The following is a 13915-nucleotide window of genomic DNA, read 5'->3' as shown; positions in this document are numbered from 1 at the left end:
GCAATTGGTTTCATTGGGATATTCAATGCGCACATCTAGCGGGCAATTGCGTCCACCGCCTACGAAATCCTCGCTTTCGTGCATATTGAGGCAGGGAGAAGATGGCTCCTGAATAAATCAAGAAACAATGCCTCTACTGGTACCCAAGCATCTATTAAGTTATAATCAACTTACTTGCTCACAGGCCATGCCGCTCAGAATCAGTGAAACCGAATTTTTCTGCGAATTTTCTGACGAGAGTAAGTCAAAGCTTCTTGTAGCTGTTTTGTATGTTGTTCTTGATGGTTTCATCAACGAAGATGGAGAAAAGACGCAAGAGGTAGCTGCACTTGCCTATGGATACTCTGGGGGCGGAATGCAAAGCGATTACCTGTTCAGGCGTGATGGAAACAACTCACTCTGGCTTTATTCAGACTCTTCGGGAGGAGAATGGAAGGGCGCAAAAACTACGCCAAAAGGTAGTCATCTTTACACCGAAGAAGCGGCATGCCCTGAATGGAGCGATCAGGATGCCCAATGCCAAAATATTCTTGAAGGCTTTTGGGATGACTACTTCTGCATTGGAGATGATGGCGAAGTGGGAGTGCACCCCGGCAGCTTCGAAGAAAACAAGCAATCTGAAACCATTGCTCATAGCGAAGGTTTTGACATGGATCATCTCTGGGATATATCTCCCATCACCAACCTTACAACTCAATACAGAGATCCATATTATGAAAATCAGTGAGCTCCAAGAGGGGATTTTGCGATGAACTTACTTCAAAAAGACTTGTACACAGTTATTTGCTCCATAGTAAAAATTGATGGGTTTGATAGGATGTACGAAGATCACACAATTAGGTATGGTCTTCTTAATTATATTGCAAAGTATAGCCTTGCCAAAGATACGTATCTTGCCACAGAGTCCTCTATTGAATACCTTGACCGGAGCGGATTCCTGAGAGATGGCAAGCTCAGAAGGGGGCTAAAATCGCAAAAAAATAAGTTTACTTATGAGCACCCAGTGCCTTCTAATGAGATTGGAAGAAAAATTGTAAACAACAGGCATGACGTAGTGCAAATTGCAAAAATCCTCGATTGGACGGATAGGGTCACCATATTGACGACGGAAGAAAATGAAAGATTCAGGCCATTTAGGCTCACACAAAAGATGCCTGATGGATGGAATTTTTTTTCCGACAATCAGTTTGCTAGGTATTTTGTCTGCGGCATTTGTAGTGAAGAGCCAACGCTGGAAATAACGATGACAGGTCAAGTAAAAAGATGAAGAATGCTGTGATCAGTGATTGCGGATATGAGCGCCATTACACTGCTGTTCTATTGGCGGCCTCAGTTGATTGTTGATGCCTTTAGTAATGGGAAGGGCGCCACTGGACAGATCGAGCTGATAGTTCAGAACTACGTCGACAGCCTGATCCGAGGCACAAGTGCTGTGGTGGTTGGTTCTACCTAACCACAGCGGGTGGGTGCTTTTGCTTGACGTCTGTTGGCACTGGCTTTCGCAGGTTGAGGGGTGGGCAGCCAGTCGCCCCTTGCCTCGTATTCGGCCACCAGCTGCTGATCCAGCTCACTCACCGCTGGCTTGCTGCCTTCAAACAGATTCTGCGCCTGCAACTCTTCCCACCAGGCCCCGATCACTGGGCTGATGCTGAACAGTGACAGCTGGCTCGGTGTGATCAGGCGGGTTGCCATGCTGGTGGGATGGCGCGCTAATTATTTTCTACCACTGCGAGTTGTGGATTGACGAGATCATTCAGTTGCCAAGCTGCATGGCTTCAAGAGTCCACTTTATCGCCTCGATAACTCCAGCCCTGTACTTGGCTTTGTCGCAGAATCTCGCAAGGAAAGCATCGTAATCAATTGGTGAGCGTTTGTCCCCGGCATATATGTCTAGGATTTGTTTAGAAGTTTCGCTTAATACGCATTTTTTGAGGAGCGAGTTGTAGTTTCTTGGGAACTCATCGCCAAGCTCTTGCTTTGCTTTGGAGATATTAAAGCCCAGGTGGGTAGACCATGCAGATTTCGTTGATTTCATCTTAAAGATAAGGTAAGTGATATCGCAAGCGACTGCCTTGCAATGCATTTATATTAAATTGGTTTATTAAATTTGTCAATCAAGCTTCAGCAGTGCGGACAGGTTGACATTGTCATTGCGGGAGAATCAGCTTCCTATTCAGAACTCTTAGCCAGTATCTCGCTTCATTGAGTCGCCTTGATGCTGGCCTCTTCTTCTAATATTGCGTTGGATGTAGATCAGTCTTCTCCGTAAGTCTCTTCGTACATTTCCCCCAAAAGTCGTCCGTTGTAAGACCAATGAGCAGGGCCGCGAATTGGTCGATCTGGCTGCTGTCGTAGCTCTTTGGTCAGCTTGGTCAGTGAGAGGGTCCTCCCTTCAAAGCTGACGTTGCGGCCATCGGCAACTGTGCAAGTGGTCTCTCCATCCCCTTGATACAGAAGGGTGCTTCCAATAGGGATGCCCATCTCTATGTAATTGAGGTTGGGGCGACGAGAACGCTTGAGCTTCTCTGCTGAGGCTTTCGCCTGAACGTCCACCTGTTCGGCTTCAGCCTGCATTGCCGGAGTCATGTCCTCCAACTTCATCAGATCCAGCAGCCCAATCGCCTGCTCGGGCTCAATCTCAAAGAACTCCCTTCTTGGGTTGACCCTGTATGGCCCAAAGGCGTTGTGGAAGGCTTTCTCCACCTTGTCCATGTCCTCCACCCTTGCGGCATAGGCGCACTCAAACGGCAGGGGTACGCCAGTTGTGTAGAGGTCGTTCAGACGCGTCTCGACACCACGACCTGTCTTTCCGATCTTCACCAGCTTCGGCATGGCGGGATTGGTCAGGACGTAGACGATGCCCTCGTTCATCACGGTGATTGAGTCATCTCCAGTCTGGCCTCAGCACTCCTCCTTCGTTCCAAGCTTTCCCGCCACGCCTCTGACGCTTGGTCAGGGGTTAGCCCTGTTAATCAACACAGGGGAGTTGCTTGTCCATCGGAATTGCTTCAGCAGCTTTCAGGAAAGGACCCATCGAGACGAATGGCTTCCCTGACTGGCGAACAAGCCACGCATGCATCTCAGGCCCGTTGTAGATCACCTCAAAGGTGCCATCTGGTTTGAGTTCGATTGCGATTAGGTACGTGTTCACGCTGGGACGCCGCTTGGAGAGATGGACCCCAGCAGATCTGCTCGTAACAGTCTTGATCTGAACCATTCGCCCATCTTCTGTATGGGCATCAATTCCCTTCGTCATTGCCTTGCAAAGGTTTAGTCCGAAAGCCTCAGCAACTAAGACCTCTCCAAGGTTTCCAAGTTGTTGACCGCTGGGAAGAAAGTTTCTGCCTGGGATCTCAGCCTCTAGTTGTCGTGAGATCTCAAAGAGTTGCTTGATCAGGTCTGAGACGTTGCGACTACCCATCGGAATCGGTGGGCTCAATCATCCAACCGAGAAGCCGCTCTATCACTTCACCTCGACTTTTGAGGCCCCACTCCTTGCGCTTGAGGTCAATCATTGCCGCCATCTCATCGCTCAGATGGATGGTGAACGCTTTTTTGTTGCCGATTCGTGCCATCAGAGCCTGACTTCTTAGCTAAGGATGCCAATGGTTAGCCCGCTTGTGCAGTCGAGAACATCTCCTCAGTTGCCATCCATAACTTTCTCCACCACTGCATCCTTCCCCCTGTCCTGAAAGGTCTTGCCGTCTTGCTCAGGGGCAATCGCATTGGCAGTCGGCAAGCAAGCGCCCCGTCGAGGGGCATTTTTTTGAACAAACAGTGCAGTTATCCAGCCCATCTGCTTTCGCCGCGTCAGCGCCCAGAGCTTCAAGCCCAAGCTGGCTTAGGGCACCGCTCTGGAAGCTCAGACCATTCGGCGTATTCCTCAACCGGTTGTCCCGCATAGACGCATTGCCGGCAGTACTCGACCTTCCGTTCTAAGAACTCCATTTCTCGCTTCAAGGCGATCAGATTCGGGGCCTTGACCTCCTCTGCTGCCCGAAACCGATAAACGGCGTGCGTGAATTCCTCCTGAGCGTCACGGAGCTTGTGCTCTGAGGTGAATGAGTCGAAGTTCTTGCGGAGTGACATGGATGGCTTGGACCTGAGATGGTCGATGTCGGCTTGGTGAATGCTTATCCCCCACATGTTCGCTTGGGATCCATTGCCGCGCAGTCAGACTGCCTGGTTTGCTATGAGACCGGTTCCCCCACAAATTCCCCCATGACAACGAAGGGACTTCGGGGCACAATGGAAGCTCCCTAGGGATGCACTTCCCAGTGGTGGTCTTTGATTTGGCCAGATTTGGGATCTTCTGAGAACTCCTAAATCAGGTTTTCAACGGAGAGGGAGGGATTCGAACCCTCGACAGAAGTTGCCTCCTGTAACTCCTTAGCAGGGAGCCGCTTTCAACCACTCAGCCACCTCTCCAGTTGCATACCCAGCTTACCAAGCGTTGGACAGTCGGTCAGATCTCGACCCGCGGCAGGCGATGTTTGAAACCACAGAGGATTTCCCAGGGGATCGTGTTGCAGCGAGTGCTCCACTCCTCTGGACTGATGCGTTCAGATCCGTCCTGCCCCAGCAGCGTGACGATGTCACCCACTGTCAGGTCATCAACATCGGTGGCATCCAGGATGATCTGGTCCATGGTGATGTTGCCCACCTGCGGCAGCCTGCGGCCGCCGTGCAGAACCTCGATTCGGCCGCTCAGGGCCCGGACCACGCCGTCGGCATAGCCGATCCCGATCACGGCGAGACGCGATGGACGACTGGTGACAAAGCGATGGCCGTAGCTGACGCCGCTGCCGCTCGGCACCTCCCGGATCAGGCTGACACGTGCCTTCACCGCCAAGGCAGGCTGCAGTGGAAGGTCCCGCCCGAGGTGGCTGGCGGGGGCTTGGCCGTAGAGGGCCAGACCGACCCGCACCATGTCCAGGTGCAGGCTGGGGGACTGCATGGTGCCGGCGGAATTGGCCAGATGGCAGCACAGGCCCCTGCCGCCATCCGGCAGGGCCTCAATGACAGATCGAAAGCGCTGCAGCTGCACTTGGGTGAGCTGATCATCGGGCTCGTCTGCGCAGGCGAGGTGGCTGTAGAGGCCCACCAGCTCCAGCTGCGGCAGGGCGCGGATGGATTGCACCAACCCAGCGCCCTCCTGCCATTCGCCCCCCAGTCGGGCCATGCCCGTGTCGAGTTTCAGCTGCACCGGAAAGCGATCGGTTCCCCGTTCAGCGGCGATCGCTGCGGCGGTCTTCGCCTCGTCCAGGCCGCTCAGGGTGGGCATCAGTCGCCCGTCCAGGCAACAGCTGAGATCCTCCGGGCTTCGAAGGGCGCTGAGGATCAGCACTGGGGCCTCGATGCCGGCGGTGCGGAGCTCCAGACCTTCTTGAAGAGTGGCCACCCCGAGGCTTGAAGCGCCACCGCGGAGAGCGGCTCGCGCCACAGTGACGGCGCCATGGCCATAGCCGTCGGCTTTCACCACCGCCATGAATTGACAGCCTGGCGCCAGCTGATGGCGCAGCAGCCGGCAGTTGGCCTCGATGGCTGTGGGGGAAACCTCCAACCAGGCGCGCTGGCGTGGACTTAGCTCCGACATTGGGCTTTGGTGCTCAGCGTTACAAAGGGGGGCTTGGTGAGATCGATAGCATGAATTGTATTCAGGGAGCTGGCATGGGCCAGGTTCTCGTTCTCAACGCGTCCTACGAGCCGTTGAACATCACCACCTGGCGCCGCGCCATGGTGATGATGCTCAAAGGCAAGGCTGAGAGTCTCGAGCAGGATTCCACCCGTGAGATTCGGCGTGGCACCCATCTCCCGACCGTCATCCGTCTGCGCCAGTACGTGCGGGTGCCCTTCCGTCAGCTTCCGCTGACGAGGCGCAACCTGTTTCACCGCGACAACCACAGCTGTCAGTACTGCGGCTGCCGTAATGAGCCGCTGTCGATCGATCATGTGGTGCCTCGCAGCCGGGGTGGTTGTGACACCTGGGAAAACGTCACCACGGCCTGTCTGAGCTGCAATGTGCGCAAGGGCAACCGCACCCCCAAGGAAGCAGATATGCCGCTGATGCGAGTGCCGCGCCGACCTCTGAGCAGCCTCAGCTTTGAGGCCACGCGTCAGATTCATTCCGGCCGCCACAGTGAATGGGCCAAATATGTGATCGGGGCCTGAGCTGAGGGTCAGTCTTCGCTCTGTTGGCTGAGGGCTTCCAGTTTCTGCCGTTGCTCGTCCGCAATGCAGGCACCGATCAAATCCTCGAGCTGACCGTCCAGCACGGGTTCCAAGGAGAAGTTCCTGCCCAGCCGGTGATCGGTGGTGCGGTTGTCCTTGTAGTTGTAAGTGCGGATCTTTTCACTGCGATCTCCGCTACCCACCTGGGCGCGCCGGTCGCTGCTCTCGCGCGCTGCCGCCTCCCGTTGCTCCTGCTCCAGCAGCTTGGCTCGCAGGATCTCCAGGGCCCGTTCCCGGTTCTGCAGCTGTGAACGCTCCTGGGTGCAGAACACACGGATGCCGCTGGGTTTGTGGAGCAGGTCCACGGCGGTTTCCACCTTGTTGACGTTCTGGCCACCGGCTCCGCCGGAGCGGGCGGTGCTGATCTCCAGATCCTTGGGGTCCAGCTGCACCTCCACGGCATCAGCCTCGGGCATCACGGCGACGGTGGCTGTGGAGGTATGAACGCGTCCCTGGGATTCGGTGGCCGGGACCCGCTGCACCCGATGCACTCCGGCTTCGAACTTGAGCTGACTGAACACGCTGTCCCCCTTGACCGAGAGGATCAGTTCCCGAAATCCCCCCAGGTCCGCTTCATTGCTGCTGATGGGTTGTACGTTCCAGCCCAGCTTCTGGCTGTATCGCTCGTACATGCGCGCCAGATCACCGGCCCAGATGCAGGCTTCATCGCCACCCGCCCCTGCTCTGATCTCCAGCATGACGCTGCGTTCATCGCGGGGGTCACGGGGCAACAGGGCCAGGGTGAGCGTCTCAGTCAGCTCGGCGTGGCGACTGTTGAGGCTGGCAAGGTCCTCCTGGGCCAGCTCCTCCATGGCTGCATCCCCGCGGCTTTCCTTCAGCAGCTCGCGCGTCTGTTGCTGCTCTTCTTCCAATCCCTGCAGCTCTTCGAAGCCGAGCACCAGGGGTTCGAGCCGTGCCCGTTCCCGGGCAATTTTTTCCAATCGTGTGGGGTCGGCCGCCACATCAGGATCAGCCAGCTGCCGCTCAAGGTTGCGGAAGCTGGCTGTAGCGGCCTCAAGCCGCGCAACAAGGGTCGAGGCGTCCATGCCCCGGGCTCACATCAGAACTACGCGTCTGTTTTGGCCTCGGCCTTGGCTTTGTCGCCAGCCTTCTTCTTGCCCATGCCGTACTTCTTCATGAAGCGATCGACGCGGCCTTCGGTGTCAAGGATCTTCTGGGTGCCGGTGAAGAAGGGGTGGTTGCCACTCCAGACGTCGACGTGAATCTCCGGCTGGGTGGAGCCGGTGGTCATCACAACTTCGCCGTTGCAGATCACCTTGGCATCGGGATACCAGGTGGGATGGATGTCGGGCTTGGGCATGGGTAGAAAATCAGCGCTTGGAGAACTGAGGAGCCTTACGAGCTTTCTTGAGACCGTACTTGCGACGTTCCTTGGCTCGGGGGTCACGGCTGAGGTGGCCTTCGGTCTTGAGGGGCTTGCGGTTGTCGGCTGACAATTCACAGAGAGCACGGGCGGCTCCTTGCTTGATGGCTCCCGACTGGCCGGTGAGTCCGCCACCGTGAACGTTGACGAGGATGTCGTACTCCGTGCCGAGACCGAGGGTCTCGAGGGGAGCTTTCACCGCTGCGATGTAGGCGGGGTTGTAATTCAGGTAGTTGTCACCAGGACGACCATTGATGGTGATCGTGCCGTTGCCGGGGACAAGGCGAACGCGGGCGACGGAGGTCTTACGGCGACCAGTGCCCCAGTAGACGACGGAATTGCTGCTCATTGGGCGGATGCAGAGGGGTTGAGCTGAAGAGGCTGAGGCTTCTGGGCGGCATGGGGATGCTCGCTGCCCTTGTACACCTTGAGTTTGCGGAACATCTGACGGCCGAGGGCGTTGTGGGGAAGCATGCCCTTGATCGCCTTTTCAACGATCCGCTCGGGGATGCGCTCCTGCAGCGCCTCGAAGGTTTCGGTCTTCATGCCGCCGGGACGACCGGAGTGACGGCGATACAGCTTCTGGGTTGGCTTGCTGCCACTCACCCGGATCTTCTCGGCATTCACCACCACGACGAAATCGCCGGTGTCCAGATGGGGGGTGAAGCTCGGGTTGTTTTTGCCGCGCAGAACAGCGGCAACCTCGGTGGCGAGGCGCCCGAGGGTCTTGTTCTCAGCGTCCACCAGATACCACTGGCGATCGAGAGAATCAGTCTGAGGAAGGGAGGTCTTGTTCATCGCGCCGGCATGCCGGTTCGGAATTGCTCAGCCGGGATGGCAGAGCTGGTCAGGGATGGTCTGGTCCAGAGGAGGACCTGACGGGAGCTCAAGGATCGAGCTTACTCTTCGACAGGGCCCTTCTCCTGATGAGAAGAGCAGCAATCAGAGTTCAGATCCGCTTGCTTCCGGCAGAGGCGGAGGATCCGGTGGGGGATCACTCTCCGCCAGAAAAAACCAAGGTTGGCAATCGTACCAGCCTGCTCTGGTGAAGATGTCGTCCTCATACCCTGCCCTGAGCAGGCACAGCCCGTGGCCAGGAGCGGCTTCCTTCACCTCGTGGCGTCGTCGCTGACGCCAGCTCTGCTCGAAATCTCCGACGGACAGACGGTGTTCGCCCACGGCCACCAGCTGAGCCATCAGCAGGCGAACCATGCCGTAAAGGAACCCACTGGCCTGGATCTCGACGCGAAGTATGTCGCCCTGGCGCACAAGCTCCACCTCCTGAACCGTGGTGCGGGCGTGGGCCCGCCGGCTTCCGGCCCGCATGAACGCGCTGAAGTCATGGAGCCCGAGCATGCCGTTGAGGGCGTCCCGCATCCGGGACTCATCCAGCCGGAGCCGATAGCGGTGCCAACTCCAGCGGGCGAGGAACAGGTTGGGCCGCCGACCGTTGTGAATGGTGTAGCGATAGCGCCGGTAGGTGGCCGAGTAGCAGGCGTGCCAATCCATGGGCCGCGGCACCGACTCCCTCACCCGGATTGTGGACGGCAACCGTCCGTTCAGGGCTGGAGCCCATTTGGAGGGGGGAATCCTGTCACCACAGTCGAAATGCACCACCTGCCCCGCGGCATGAACGCCGGCGTCGGTTCTCCCCGCAGCGAAGGTCTGGATCGGTCGGTGCGGATCCAGCTGCTCGATGGCCGCTTCCAGTTGAGCCTGAACGCTGTGGCCATTGCGTTGTCGCTGCCATCCGCAAAAGGCAGAACCCTCGTACTGCAGGCTGAGGGCGATCCGACGAAGGACCGGGGACTCAGGAGTTGCAGACGAGGGTTCGGAGCTCAAACGTCAGAACTGACGCAGGGGGCGGGGATCAGACCAGTTCGATGATCGCCATCTCGGCGTTGTCGCCACGACGGGGCACCGTGCGGGTGATGCGGGTGTAACCACCCTTGCGGTCGCTGTAGCGGTCGGGTGCCTTGTCGAACAGAGCGTGCACCAATTGCTTGTCGTAGATGTAGCCCAGAGCCCGACGACGGGAGGCCAGGCTGCCGTCCTTGGCGAGGGTGATCATCCGCTCCGCTTCGTCGCGCAGGGCCTTGGCGCGGGCCTTGGTGGTGGTCACCCGACCTTCGCGGATCAGCTGGGTGGTGAGGGCGCGGAGCATCGCCTTGCGCTGGTCAGCAGGACGGCCCAGCTGGGGAACTCGGCATTGGTGACGCATGGTTCTGTCGGAGACGGATGTCGGGAAAGGGGTCAGGTAGGCCGATCTCAGGCAGAGGTGCGGCTCTGGGGGATGGAGATGCCGATGCGTTCGAGCGCTTCGATCACCTCGTCGGCGGATTTGGAACCGAAGTTCTTGATCTCCAGCAGGTCCTCGTAGCTGAAGCCCATGAGGTCGGAGACGGAGTTGACCTGGGCCCGCTTGAGGCAGTTGTAAGCCCGTACTGAAAGGTTGAGTTCCTCCAGAGGAATCTGGGCTTCTGCAGAGGGTTCAGGCTCGACACCAGGCTCCTCCACGAGGGTCACCGTGGCGAGGGGCTGGAACAACTCGATCAGGTGGTTCGCTGACTGAGCCAGAGCATCGTCGGGCGTGATGGAACCGTCGGTGACGATCTCCATGCGCAGACGCTCACGGGCTGAGCCCCCTTCGGCGACAGCGGTTTCATCGATGGTGAAATTCACCCGAATCACCGGCATGAACACGGCATCGATCTGGAGCAGGTCGATGGCGCTGGTGTCCTCGCTGTGGCGATCCACCGGCCTGTAGCCCACACCGCGCTCGACATGAACCTCAAGCTCGAGGCTGTAACCATCGGCCACGGTGGCGATGGGTCGGTTGCCGTCGACCACGTCCACCTGCGAGGAGAACTGCAGGTCGTTGGCGGTCACCTCAGCAGGACCCGCCACCACGAGACGGCCGATTTCGAGCTCTGGGGAGCGGCTGTTGACGGAGAGCTCCTTGCAGTTCAGAAGGATGTCGAGAACGTCTTCACGCACACCGGGAACGGTGGCGTACTCGTGGTTAACGCCGGCAATGCGAATGGCGGTGACGGCACTGCCTTCGAGGCCGCCCATCAGAACCCGTCGCAGGGCGTTGCCGAGGGTGGTCGCCTGACCCCGCTCGAGGGGACCGATGAGGAACACACCGCTCTGGGAGCGATCCTCCTCCACCTGATGCTCGATGCGGTCGATCTGGTACTGCAGCACGGTCTGATGCGGGGTAGGGGGCGTAAACCGGGAATTGGTGCGATTCAGACGCGACGGCGCTTGGGCCGCCGGCAACCGTTGTGGGGCAGCGGGGTGACGTCTCGGATCAGGGTGATCTCAAGTCCGGCAACCTGCAGGGCACGAATCGCCGTCTCACGACCGGATCCGGGACCTTTGACCAGCACCTCGATCTGGCGCATGCCCTGATCAAGGGCGCGGCGGGCAGCGGCTTCAGCTGCCGTCTGGGCTGCGAAGGGTGTGCCCTTGCGCGCGCCCTTGAAGCCACTGGCGCCAGCAGAGGACCAGGAGATGACCTCACCGGATGTGTCGGTAATCGACACGATGGTGTTGTTGAAGGTGCTCTGGATGTGAGCAACGCCATTCGGGACGTTGCGTTTGGCCTTCTTGGGGCCTGTTTTCTTGGCTGGTTTGGCCATGGGCCGGAAACGGTCGTGTAAAGGACGAGGGGGGGATTACTTCTTCTTGCCGGCCACGGTTTTGCGCGCGCCCCTACGGGTACGGGCATTGGTCCGTGTGCGCTGGCCGCGCACAGGCAGGCTCATGCGATGACGTCGTCCGCGGACGCAGCCGATGTCCTGAAGGCGCTTGAGCGCCATTCCCTCCTGCCGGCGCAGATCACCCTCGAGGGTGTAGTCATCGGCGGCATTCCGGAGTTTCTGAAGGTCACCGTCTTCCAGATCCTTGACCCGGATGTCGGGGTTCACACCAGTCTGAGCCAGAATGGCTCGTGCCCGGGTCGGGCCAACTCCATAGATGTAGGTGAGGGACACTTCAACCCGCTTGTCGCGGGGAATGTCAACGCCGGCGATCCGTGCCACGAAGATTTGAATGAGAGGGACAAATGCCTCCTTGAAGCGGAGGCGGTGATTGTTGCTGTGCAGGCCGAAAGCTGGGATTCAGGGATCCGCCTAGGTCTGACTGGGGCTGGGAGTCAGCCCTGGCGTTGCTTGTGCTTAGGGTTGGCGCAAATGACCATGACCTTGCCGTGGCGACGAATCACCCGGCACTTGTCACACATTTTCTTGACTGAGCTGCGCACCTTCATGAGGCGTGGCTCTCCAAATTTCCAAACGGCAACCCTATCACACAGGTCAACTCAACACTCCTGTGATCCGATCTGTGATCTCCTCAACGGATCCGTTCGCTTCAACCGACACCAGCAGACCTTTGTCCCGATAGAAGCTGATCAGGGGTGATGTCTTCTCCCGGTAGACCTCAAGCCGATTGCGGATCACCGCTTCGTTGTCGTCGTCGCGGCCACGGGCCAGCAGACGCTCGATCAGCACGGCATCGTCCAGCTCAAGCAGCACCACGGCTTCGATCGGTTGCTTCAGTTCTTCAAGCAGCGGTTCGAGGGCGTCGGCCTGGGGAACGGTGCGGGGAAAGCCATCAAGAAGCCAGCCGCCCCGCGACAGGCCCTTCAACTGACTTTCCACAATGGCCAGCACCAGGGCATCACTGACCAGTTCCCCGCGGTTCATCACCGCCTCGGCTTCCTGGCCCAGGGCTGTGCCGGCAGCGACTTCGGATCTCAGCAGATCACCAGTGGACAGGTGCTTCATGCCGTTGGCTTCGCACAGGCGCGCTGCCTGGGTGCCCTTACCTGCTCCAGGGGGGCCAAGGAAGAGGAGGCGGGATTTCATTGGTGTCTGCGGATGGAAAACAAAAGTGAGATCAGGTGCCAGTCGCCTTGATCACTGACGGACCAGGCCTTCGTAGCGCTGGGAAATGACATAGGTCTGCACCTGTTTGGCGGTGTCGATGGCCACGCCGACGAGGATCAGCAATGAGGTGGCCCCCAGGCCCTGGAAGGTCTGCACGTTGGTGGCGCGTTCCACCGCGGCGGGAATGATGGCGACGCTTCCCAGAAACAGGCCTCCCAGAAGGGTGAGCCTGTTCTGAACTCCGGAGAGATAGGTGGCGGTGGCACTGCCGGGACGGACCCCAGGAATGGCGACGCCGCCCTTCTTCAGGTTGGAGGCGATATCCGTGGGGTTCACCGTCAGCGATGCGTAGAAGTAAGCAAAGCCGAGGATGAGAGCGAAGAAGGCCAGGGCGTAGGGCCAGGGGTTGGCGGCTCCGGGGTTGAGCAGGCTGGCCGCCCGGATCAACCATTCGTTCTTGGTGAAATTGGCAATGGTGACCGGCAGGAAGATCACCGCTGAGGCAAAGATGATCGGCATGACGCCGCCGGCATTCAGCTTCAACGGCAGATAGCTCTGACGGGTGGGCAGAACACCAACGCCGACACCTCCCACCTGCCGCTTGGCGCTGACGATCGGGATGCGACGCGCGCCTTCCTGCACAAAGATGATGCCGACGATGGTGACCAGAAAGACCAGCGCTAGCACAACAATGCCCAGCACGGTGTTGCGGTCTCCGGTCTGAGCAGCCTCGATCGTGGCGCCGAGGGTGCGAGGCAGCGTCCCAACGATGTTGAGGAAGATCACCAGCGACGCGCCCTGGCCGATGCCCCGCTCGGTGATCACCTCGCTGAGCCACATCACCACCATCGATCCGGTGACCAGACAGAGCGCGGTTTGCACCACGAACACGACTTCGCTGGTCCCCTCCAGTGCGTACTGGCGCAGGATCATGGCAAAGACGACGCTTTGGATCAGCCCCCAGCCCAGAGCGACGTAGCGCGTGATCTGCGCGATCTTGCGTCGCCCGGCTTCACCCTCGTTTTTCTGCAGATCCTCCAGTTGTGGAAGGGATGCCGTCAGGAGCTGCAGGATGATCGAGGCGTTGATGAACGGCAGGATTCCCAGCGCGAACACCCCGAGGGTGGAGATGCCTCCGCCGGTGAAGATGTCAAGGAATCCCAGCAGGGAGCCGCCCTGCTCGATGAAACTGGCAAAGGCCTCACGGTCGATCCCTGGGATAGGGATGTAAATCCCGAGACGTACCAGAAGCAACAGGCTCAGGGTGGTGAGCACGCGATTGCGCAGGCCCGAGTTGCCGATCAGCTGACTGATGACTTCGGCGGCGTTGGGATTGCGGCCCCGACTGACGAGCATGGACAGGAGAAATGGGGTGGGCTGAATGCAGCAAAGCCGCCCGTGGAATGAC

Annotated in this window: 22 protein-coding genes and 1 tRNA gene; 3 read left to right on the top strand and 20 right to left on the bottom strand. The window is 58.6% G+C overall.

Going from position 1 to position 13915, the window contains the following annotated elements; all coding sequences use genetic code 11:
- The first annotated feature begins 187 nt into the window (after positions 1 to 187).
- Together SynA1528_RS10915 and SynA1528_RS10910 are read left to right on the top strand one after the other, a co-directional pair.
- On the top strand, positions 188 to 727 hold the full coding sequence (locus SynA1528_RS10915; protein WP_186586759.1) for a hypothetical protein: 540 nt from the start codon (positions 188 to 190) through the stop codon (positions 725 to 727).
- A gap of 90 nt (positions 728 to 817) precedes the next feature.
- Entirely contained in the window at positions 818 to 1267 is a 450-nt protein-coding gene (locus tag SynA1528_RS10910; protein WP_186586758.1) for a hypothetical protein, read from the top strand.
- 182 nt (positions 1268 to 1449) lie between these two features.
- Here SynA1528_RS10910 and SynA1528_RS10905 read toward each other — a convergent pair whose 3' ends face one another.
- The 8 genes from SynA1528_RS10905 to alr all read right to left on the bottom strand — a co-directional run bounded on the left by SynA1528_RS10905 (position 1450) and on the right by alr (position 5596).
- On the bottom strand, positions 1450 to 1692 hold the full coding sequence (locus SynA1528_RS10905) for a hypothetical protein (protein ID WP_186586757.1): 243 nt from the start codon (positions 1690 to 1692) through the stop codon (positions 1450 to 1452).
- 61 nt (positions 1693 to 1753) lie between these two features.
- A complete protein-coding gene (locus SynA1528_RS10900) occupies positions 1754 to 2035 on the bottom strand; it encodes a hypothetical protein (protein WP_186586756.1) in 282 nt (93 codons plus the stop codon).
- Positions 2036 to 2253: 218 nt separating this feature from the next.
- Positions 2254 to 2871, bottom strand: coding sequence for a GIY-YIG nuclease family protein (locus tag SynA1528_RS10895; RefSeq protein ID WP_186586755.1), 618 nt, complete (start codon positions 2869 to 2871; stop codon positions 2254 to 2256).
- A gap of 97 nt (positions 2872 to 2968) precedes the next feature.
- Entirely contained in the window at positions 2969 to 3421 is a 453-nt protein-coding gene (locus SynA1528_RS10890; RefSeq protein WP_186586754.1) for a DUF6998 domain-containing protein, read from the bottom strand.
- Complete coding sequence (locus SynA1528_RS10885) at positions 3414 to 3575, bottom strand: ribbon-helix-helix protein, CopG family (RefSeq protein ID WP_186586753.1); 162 nt, start codon at positions 3573 to 3575, stop codon at positions 3414 to 3416. Before SynA1528_RS10885 ends, SynA1528_RS10890 begins: the two co-directional genes overlap by 8 nt.
- Before the next feature lie 65 nt (positions 3576 to 3640).
- Complete coding sequence (locus SynA1528_RS10880; RefSeq protein WP_186588550.1) at positions 3641 to 3835, bottom strand: hypothetical protein; 195 nt, start codon at positions 3833 to 3835, stop codon at positions 3641 to 3643.
- A 504-nt stretch (positions 3836 to 4339) separates the two neighbouring features.
- Positions 4340 to 4428: transfer RNA gene (locus tag SynA1528_RS10875), tRNA-Ser, on the bottom strand.
- Positions 4429 to 4465: 37 nt separating this feature from the next.
- Positions 4466 to 5596: an alanine racemase gene (gene alr / locus SynA1528_RS10870; protein ID WP_186586752.1), complete on the bottom strand. Its 1131-nt coding sequence runs from the start codon at positions 5594 to 5596 to the stop codon at positions 4466 to 4468.
- A 74-nt stretch (positions 5597 to 5670) separates the two neighbouring features.
- Here alr and SynA1528_RS10865 point away from each other — a divergent pair, with 74 nt between their 5' ends.
- Positions 5671 to 6171 (top strand): HNH endonuclease, encoded by a 501-nt coding sequence (locus tag SynA1528_RS10865; protein ID WP_186586751.1) that lies wholly within the window; start codon positions 5671 to 5673, stop codon positions 6169 to 6171.
- An 8-nt stretch (positions 6172 to 6179) separates the two neighbouring features.
- Here SynA1528_RS10865 and prfA read toward each other — a convergent pair whose 3' ends face one another.
- The 12 genes from prfA to secY form a co-directional block, all read right to left on the bottom strand.
- A complete protein-coding gene (prfA, locus tag SynA1528_RS10860) occupies positions 6180 to 7277 on the bottom strand; it encodes a peptide chain release factor 1 (RefSeq protein WP_186586750.1) in 1098 nt (365 codons plus the stop codon).
- A gap of 20 nt (positions 7278 to 7297) precedes the next feature.
- Positions 7298 to 7552 (bottom strand): 50S ribosomal protein L31, encoded by a 255-nt coding sequence (gene rpmE, locus SynA1528_RS10855; protein ID WP_186586749.1) that lies wholly within the window; start codon positions 7550 to 7552, stop codon positions 7298 to 7300.
- 10 nt (positions 7553 to 7562) lie between these two features.
- Positions 7563 to 7964, bottom strand: a complete 402-nt coding sequence (gene rpsI / locus SynA1528_RS10850; RefSeq protein ID WP_011128951.1) for a 30S ribosomal protein S9 — start codon at positions 7962 to 7964, stop codon at positions 7563 to 7565.
- On the bottom strand, positions 7961 to 8413 hold the full coding sequence (gene rplM, locus SynA1528_RS10845) for a 50S ribosomal protein L13 (RefSeq protein WP_186586748.1): 453 nt from the start codon (positions 8411 to 8413) through the stop codon (positions 7961 to 7963). The genes rpsI and rplM overlap by 4 nt, the downstream gene beginning before the upstream one ends.
- Positions 8414 to 8557: 144 nt before the next feature.
- Positions 8558 to 9457, bottom strand: a complete 900-nt coding sequence (gene truA, locus SynA1528_RS10840; protein ID WP_186586747.1) for a tRNA pseudouridine(38-40) synthase TruA — start codon at positions 9455 to 9457, stop codon at positions 8558 to 8560.
- Positions 9458 to 9485: 28 nt separating this feature from the next.
- A complete protein-coding gene (gene rplQ, locus SynA1528_RS10835) occupies positions 9486 to 9836 on the bottom strand; it encodes a 50S ribosomal protein L17 (protein ID WP_011128948.1) in 351 nt (116 codons plus the stop codon).
- Between the two features lie 47 nt (positions 9837 to 9883).
- Positions 9884 to 10822, bottom strand: a complete 939-nt coding sequence (locus SynA1528_RS10830; protein ID WP_186588414.1) for a DNA-directed RNA polymerase subunit alpha — start codon at positions 10820 to 10822, stop codon at positions 9884 to 9886.
- A 44-nt stretch (positions 10823 to 10866) separates the two neighbouring features.
- The gene (gene rpsK / locus SynA1528_RS10825) at positions 10867 to 11259 is read right to left on the bottom strand and encodes a 30S ribosomal protein S11 (RefSeq protein WP_011128946.1); all 393 of its coding nucleotides are present in this window, start codon (positions 11257 to 11259) and stop codon (positions 10867 to 10869) included.
- A gap of 36 nt (positions 11260 to 11295) precedes the next feature.
- Positions 11296 to 11661 (bottom strand): 30S ribosomal protein S13, encoded by a 366-nt coding sequence (rpsM, locus tag SynA1528_RS10820; RefSeq protein WP_186586746.1) that lies wholly within the window; start codon positions 11659 to 11661, stop codon positions 11296 to 11298.
- A 113-nt stretch (positions 11662 to 11774) separates the two neighbouring features.
- On the bottom strand, positions 11775 to 11888 hold the full coding sequence (rpmJ, locus tag SynA1528_RS10815; RefSeq protein ID WP_006850859.1) for a 50S ribosomal protein L36: 114 nt from the start codon (positions 11886 to 11888) through the stop codon (positions 11775 to 11777).
- 46 nt (positions 11889 to 11934) lie between these two features.
- Positions 11935 to 12486 (bottom strand): adenylate kinase, encoded by a 552-nt coding sequence (locus SynA1528_RS10810; RefSeq protein ID WP_186586745.1) that lies wholly within the window; start codon positions 12484 to 12486, stop codon positions 11935 to 11937.
- Positions 12487 to 12537: 51 nt separating this feature from the next.
- Complete coding sequence (secY, locus tag SynA1528_RS10805; protein WP_186586744.1) at positions 12538 to 13863, bottom strand: preprotein translocase subunit SecY; 1326 nt, start codon at positions 13861 to 13863, stop codon at positions 12538 to 12540.
- Positions 13864 to 13915 lie beyond the last annotated feature (52 nt).

The organism is Synechococcus sp. A15-28 (genome assembly GCF_014280175.1).
GTDB lineage: Bacteria > Cyanobacteriota > Cyanobacteriia > PCC-6307 > Cyanobiaceae > Parasynechococcus.
This window is presented reverse-complemented; position numbering and strand designations above follow the sequence as displayed.

Excerpts from the sequence above, each read along its gene's own strand:
- SynA1528_RS10915 (WP_186586759.1), top strand. The coding sequence starts at position 188 with ATGCCGCTCAGAATCAGTGAAACCGAATTTTTCTGCGAATTTTCTGAC.
- SynA1528_RS10910 (WP_186586758.1), top strand. The coding sequence starts at position 818 with ATGTACGAAGATCACACAATTAGGTATGGTCTTCTTAATTATATTGCA.
- SynA1528_RS10905 (WP_186586757.1), bottom strand. The coding sequence starts at position 1,692 with ATGGCAACCCGCCTGATCACACCGAGCCAGCTGTCACTGTTCAGCATC.
- SynA1528_RS10900 (WP_186586756.1), bottom strand. The coding sequence starts at position 2,035 with ATGAAATCAACGAAATCTGCATGGTCTACCCACCTGGGCTTTAATATC.
- SynA1528_RS10895 (WP_186586755.1), bottom strand. The coding sequence starts at position 2,871 with ATGAACGAGGGCATCGTCTACGTCCTGACCAATCCCGCCATGCCGAAG.
- SynA1528_RS10890 (WP_186586754.1), bottom strand. The coding sequence starts at position 3,421 with ATGGGTAGTCGCAACGTCTCAGACCTGATCAAGCAACTCTTTGAGATC.
- SynA1528_RS10885 (WP_186586753.1), bottom strand. The coding sequence starts at position 3,575 with ATGGCACGAATCGGCAACAAAAAAGCGTTCACCATCCATCTGAGCGAT.
- alr (WP_186586752.1), bottom strand. The coding sequence starts at position 5,596 with ATGTCGGAGCTAAGTCCACGCCAGCGCGCCTGGTTGGAGGTTTCCCCC.
- SynA1528_RS10865 (WP_186586751.1), top strand. The coding sequence starts at position 5,671 with ATGGGCCAGGTTCTCGTTCTCAACGCGTCCTACGAGCCGTTGAACATC.
- prfA (WP_186586750.1), bottom strand. The coding sequence starts at position 7,277 with ATGGACGCCTCGACCCTTGTTGCGCGGCTTGAGGCCGCTACAGCCAGC.
- rpmE (WP_186586749.1), bottom strand. The coding sequence starts at position 7,552 with ATGCCCAAGCCCGACATCCATCCCACCTGGTATCCCGATGCCAAGGTG.
- rpsI (WP_011128951.1), bottom strand. The coding sequence starts at position 7,964 with ATGAGCAGCAATTCCGTCGTCTACTGGGGCACTGGTCGCCGTAAGACC.
- rplM (WP_186586748.1), bottom strand. The coding sequence starts at position 8,413 with ATGAACAAGACCTCCCTTCCTCAGACTGATTCTCTCGATCGCCAGTGG.
- rplQ (WP_011128948.1), bottom strand. The coding sequence starts at position 9,836 with ATGCGTCACCAATGCCGAGTTCCCCAGCTGGGCCGTCCTGCTGACCAG.
- rpsK (WP_011128946.1), bottom strand. The coding sequence starts at position 11,259 with ATGGCCAAACCAGCCAAGAAAACAGGCCCCAAGAAGGCCAAACGCAAC.
- rpmJ (WP_006850859.1), bottom strand. The coding sequence starts at position 11,888 with ATGAAGGTGCGCAGCTCAGTCAAGAAAATGTGTGACAAGTGCCGGGTG.
- SynA1528_RS10810 (WP_186586745.1), bottom strand. The coding sequence starts at position 12,486 with ATGAAATCCCGCCTCCTCTTCCTTGGCCCCCCTGGAGCAGGTAAGGGC.
- secY (WP_186586744.1), bottom strand. The coding sequence starts at position 13,863 with ATGCTCGTCAGTCGGGGCCGCAATCCCAACGCCGCCGAAGTCATCAGT.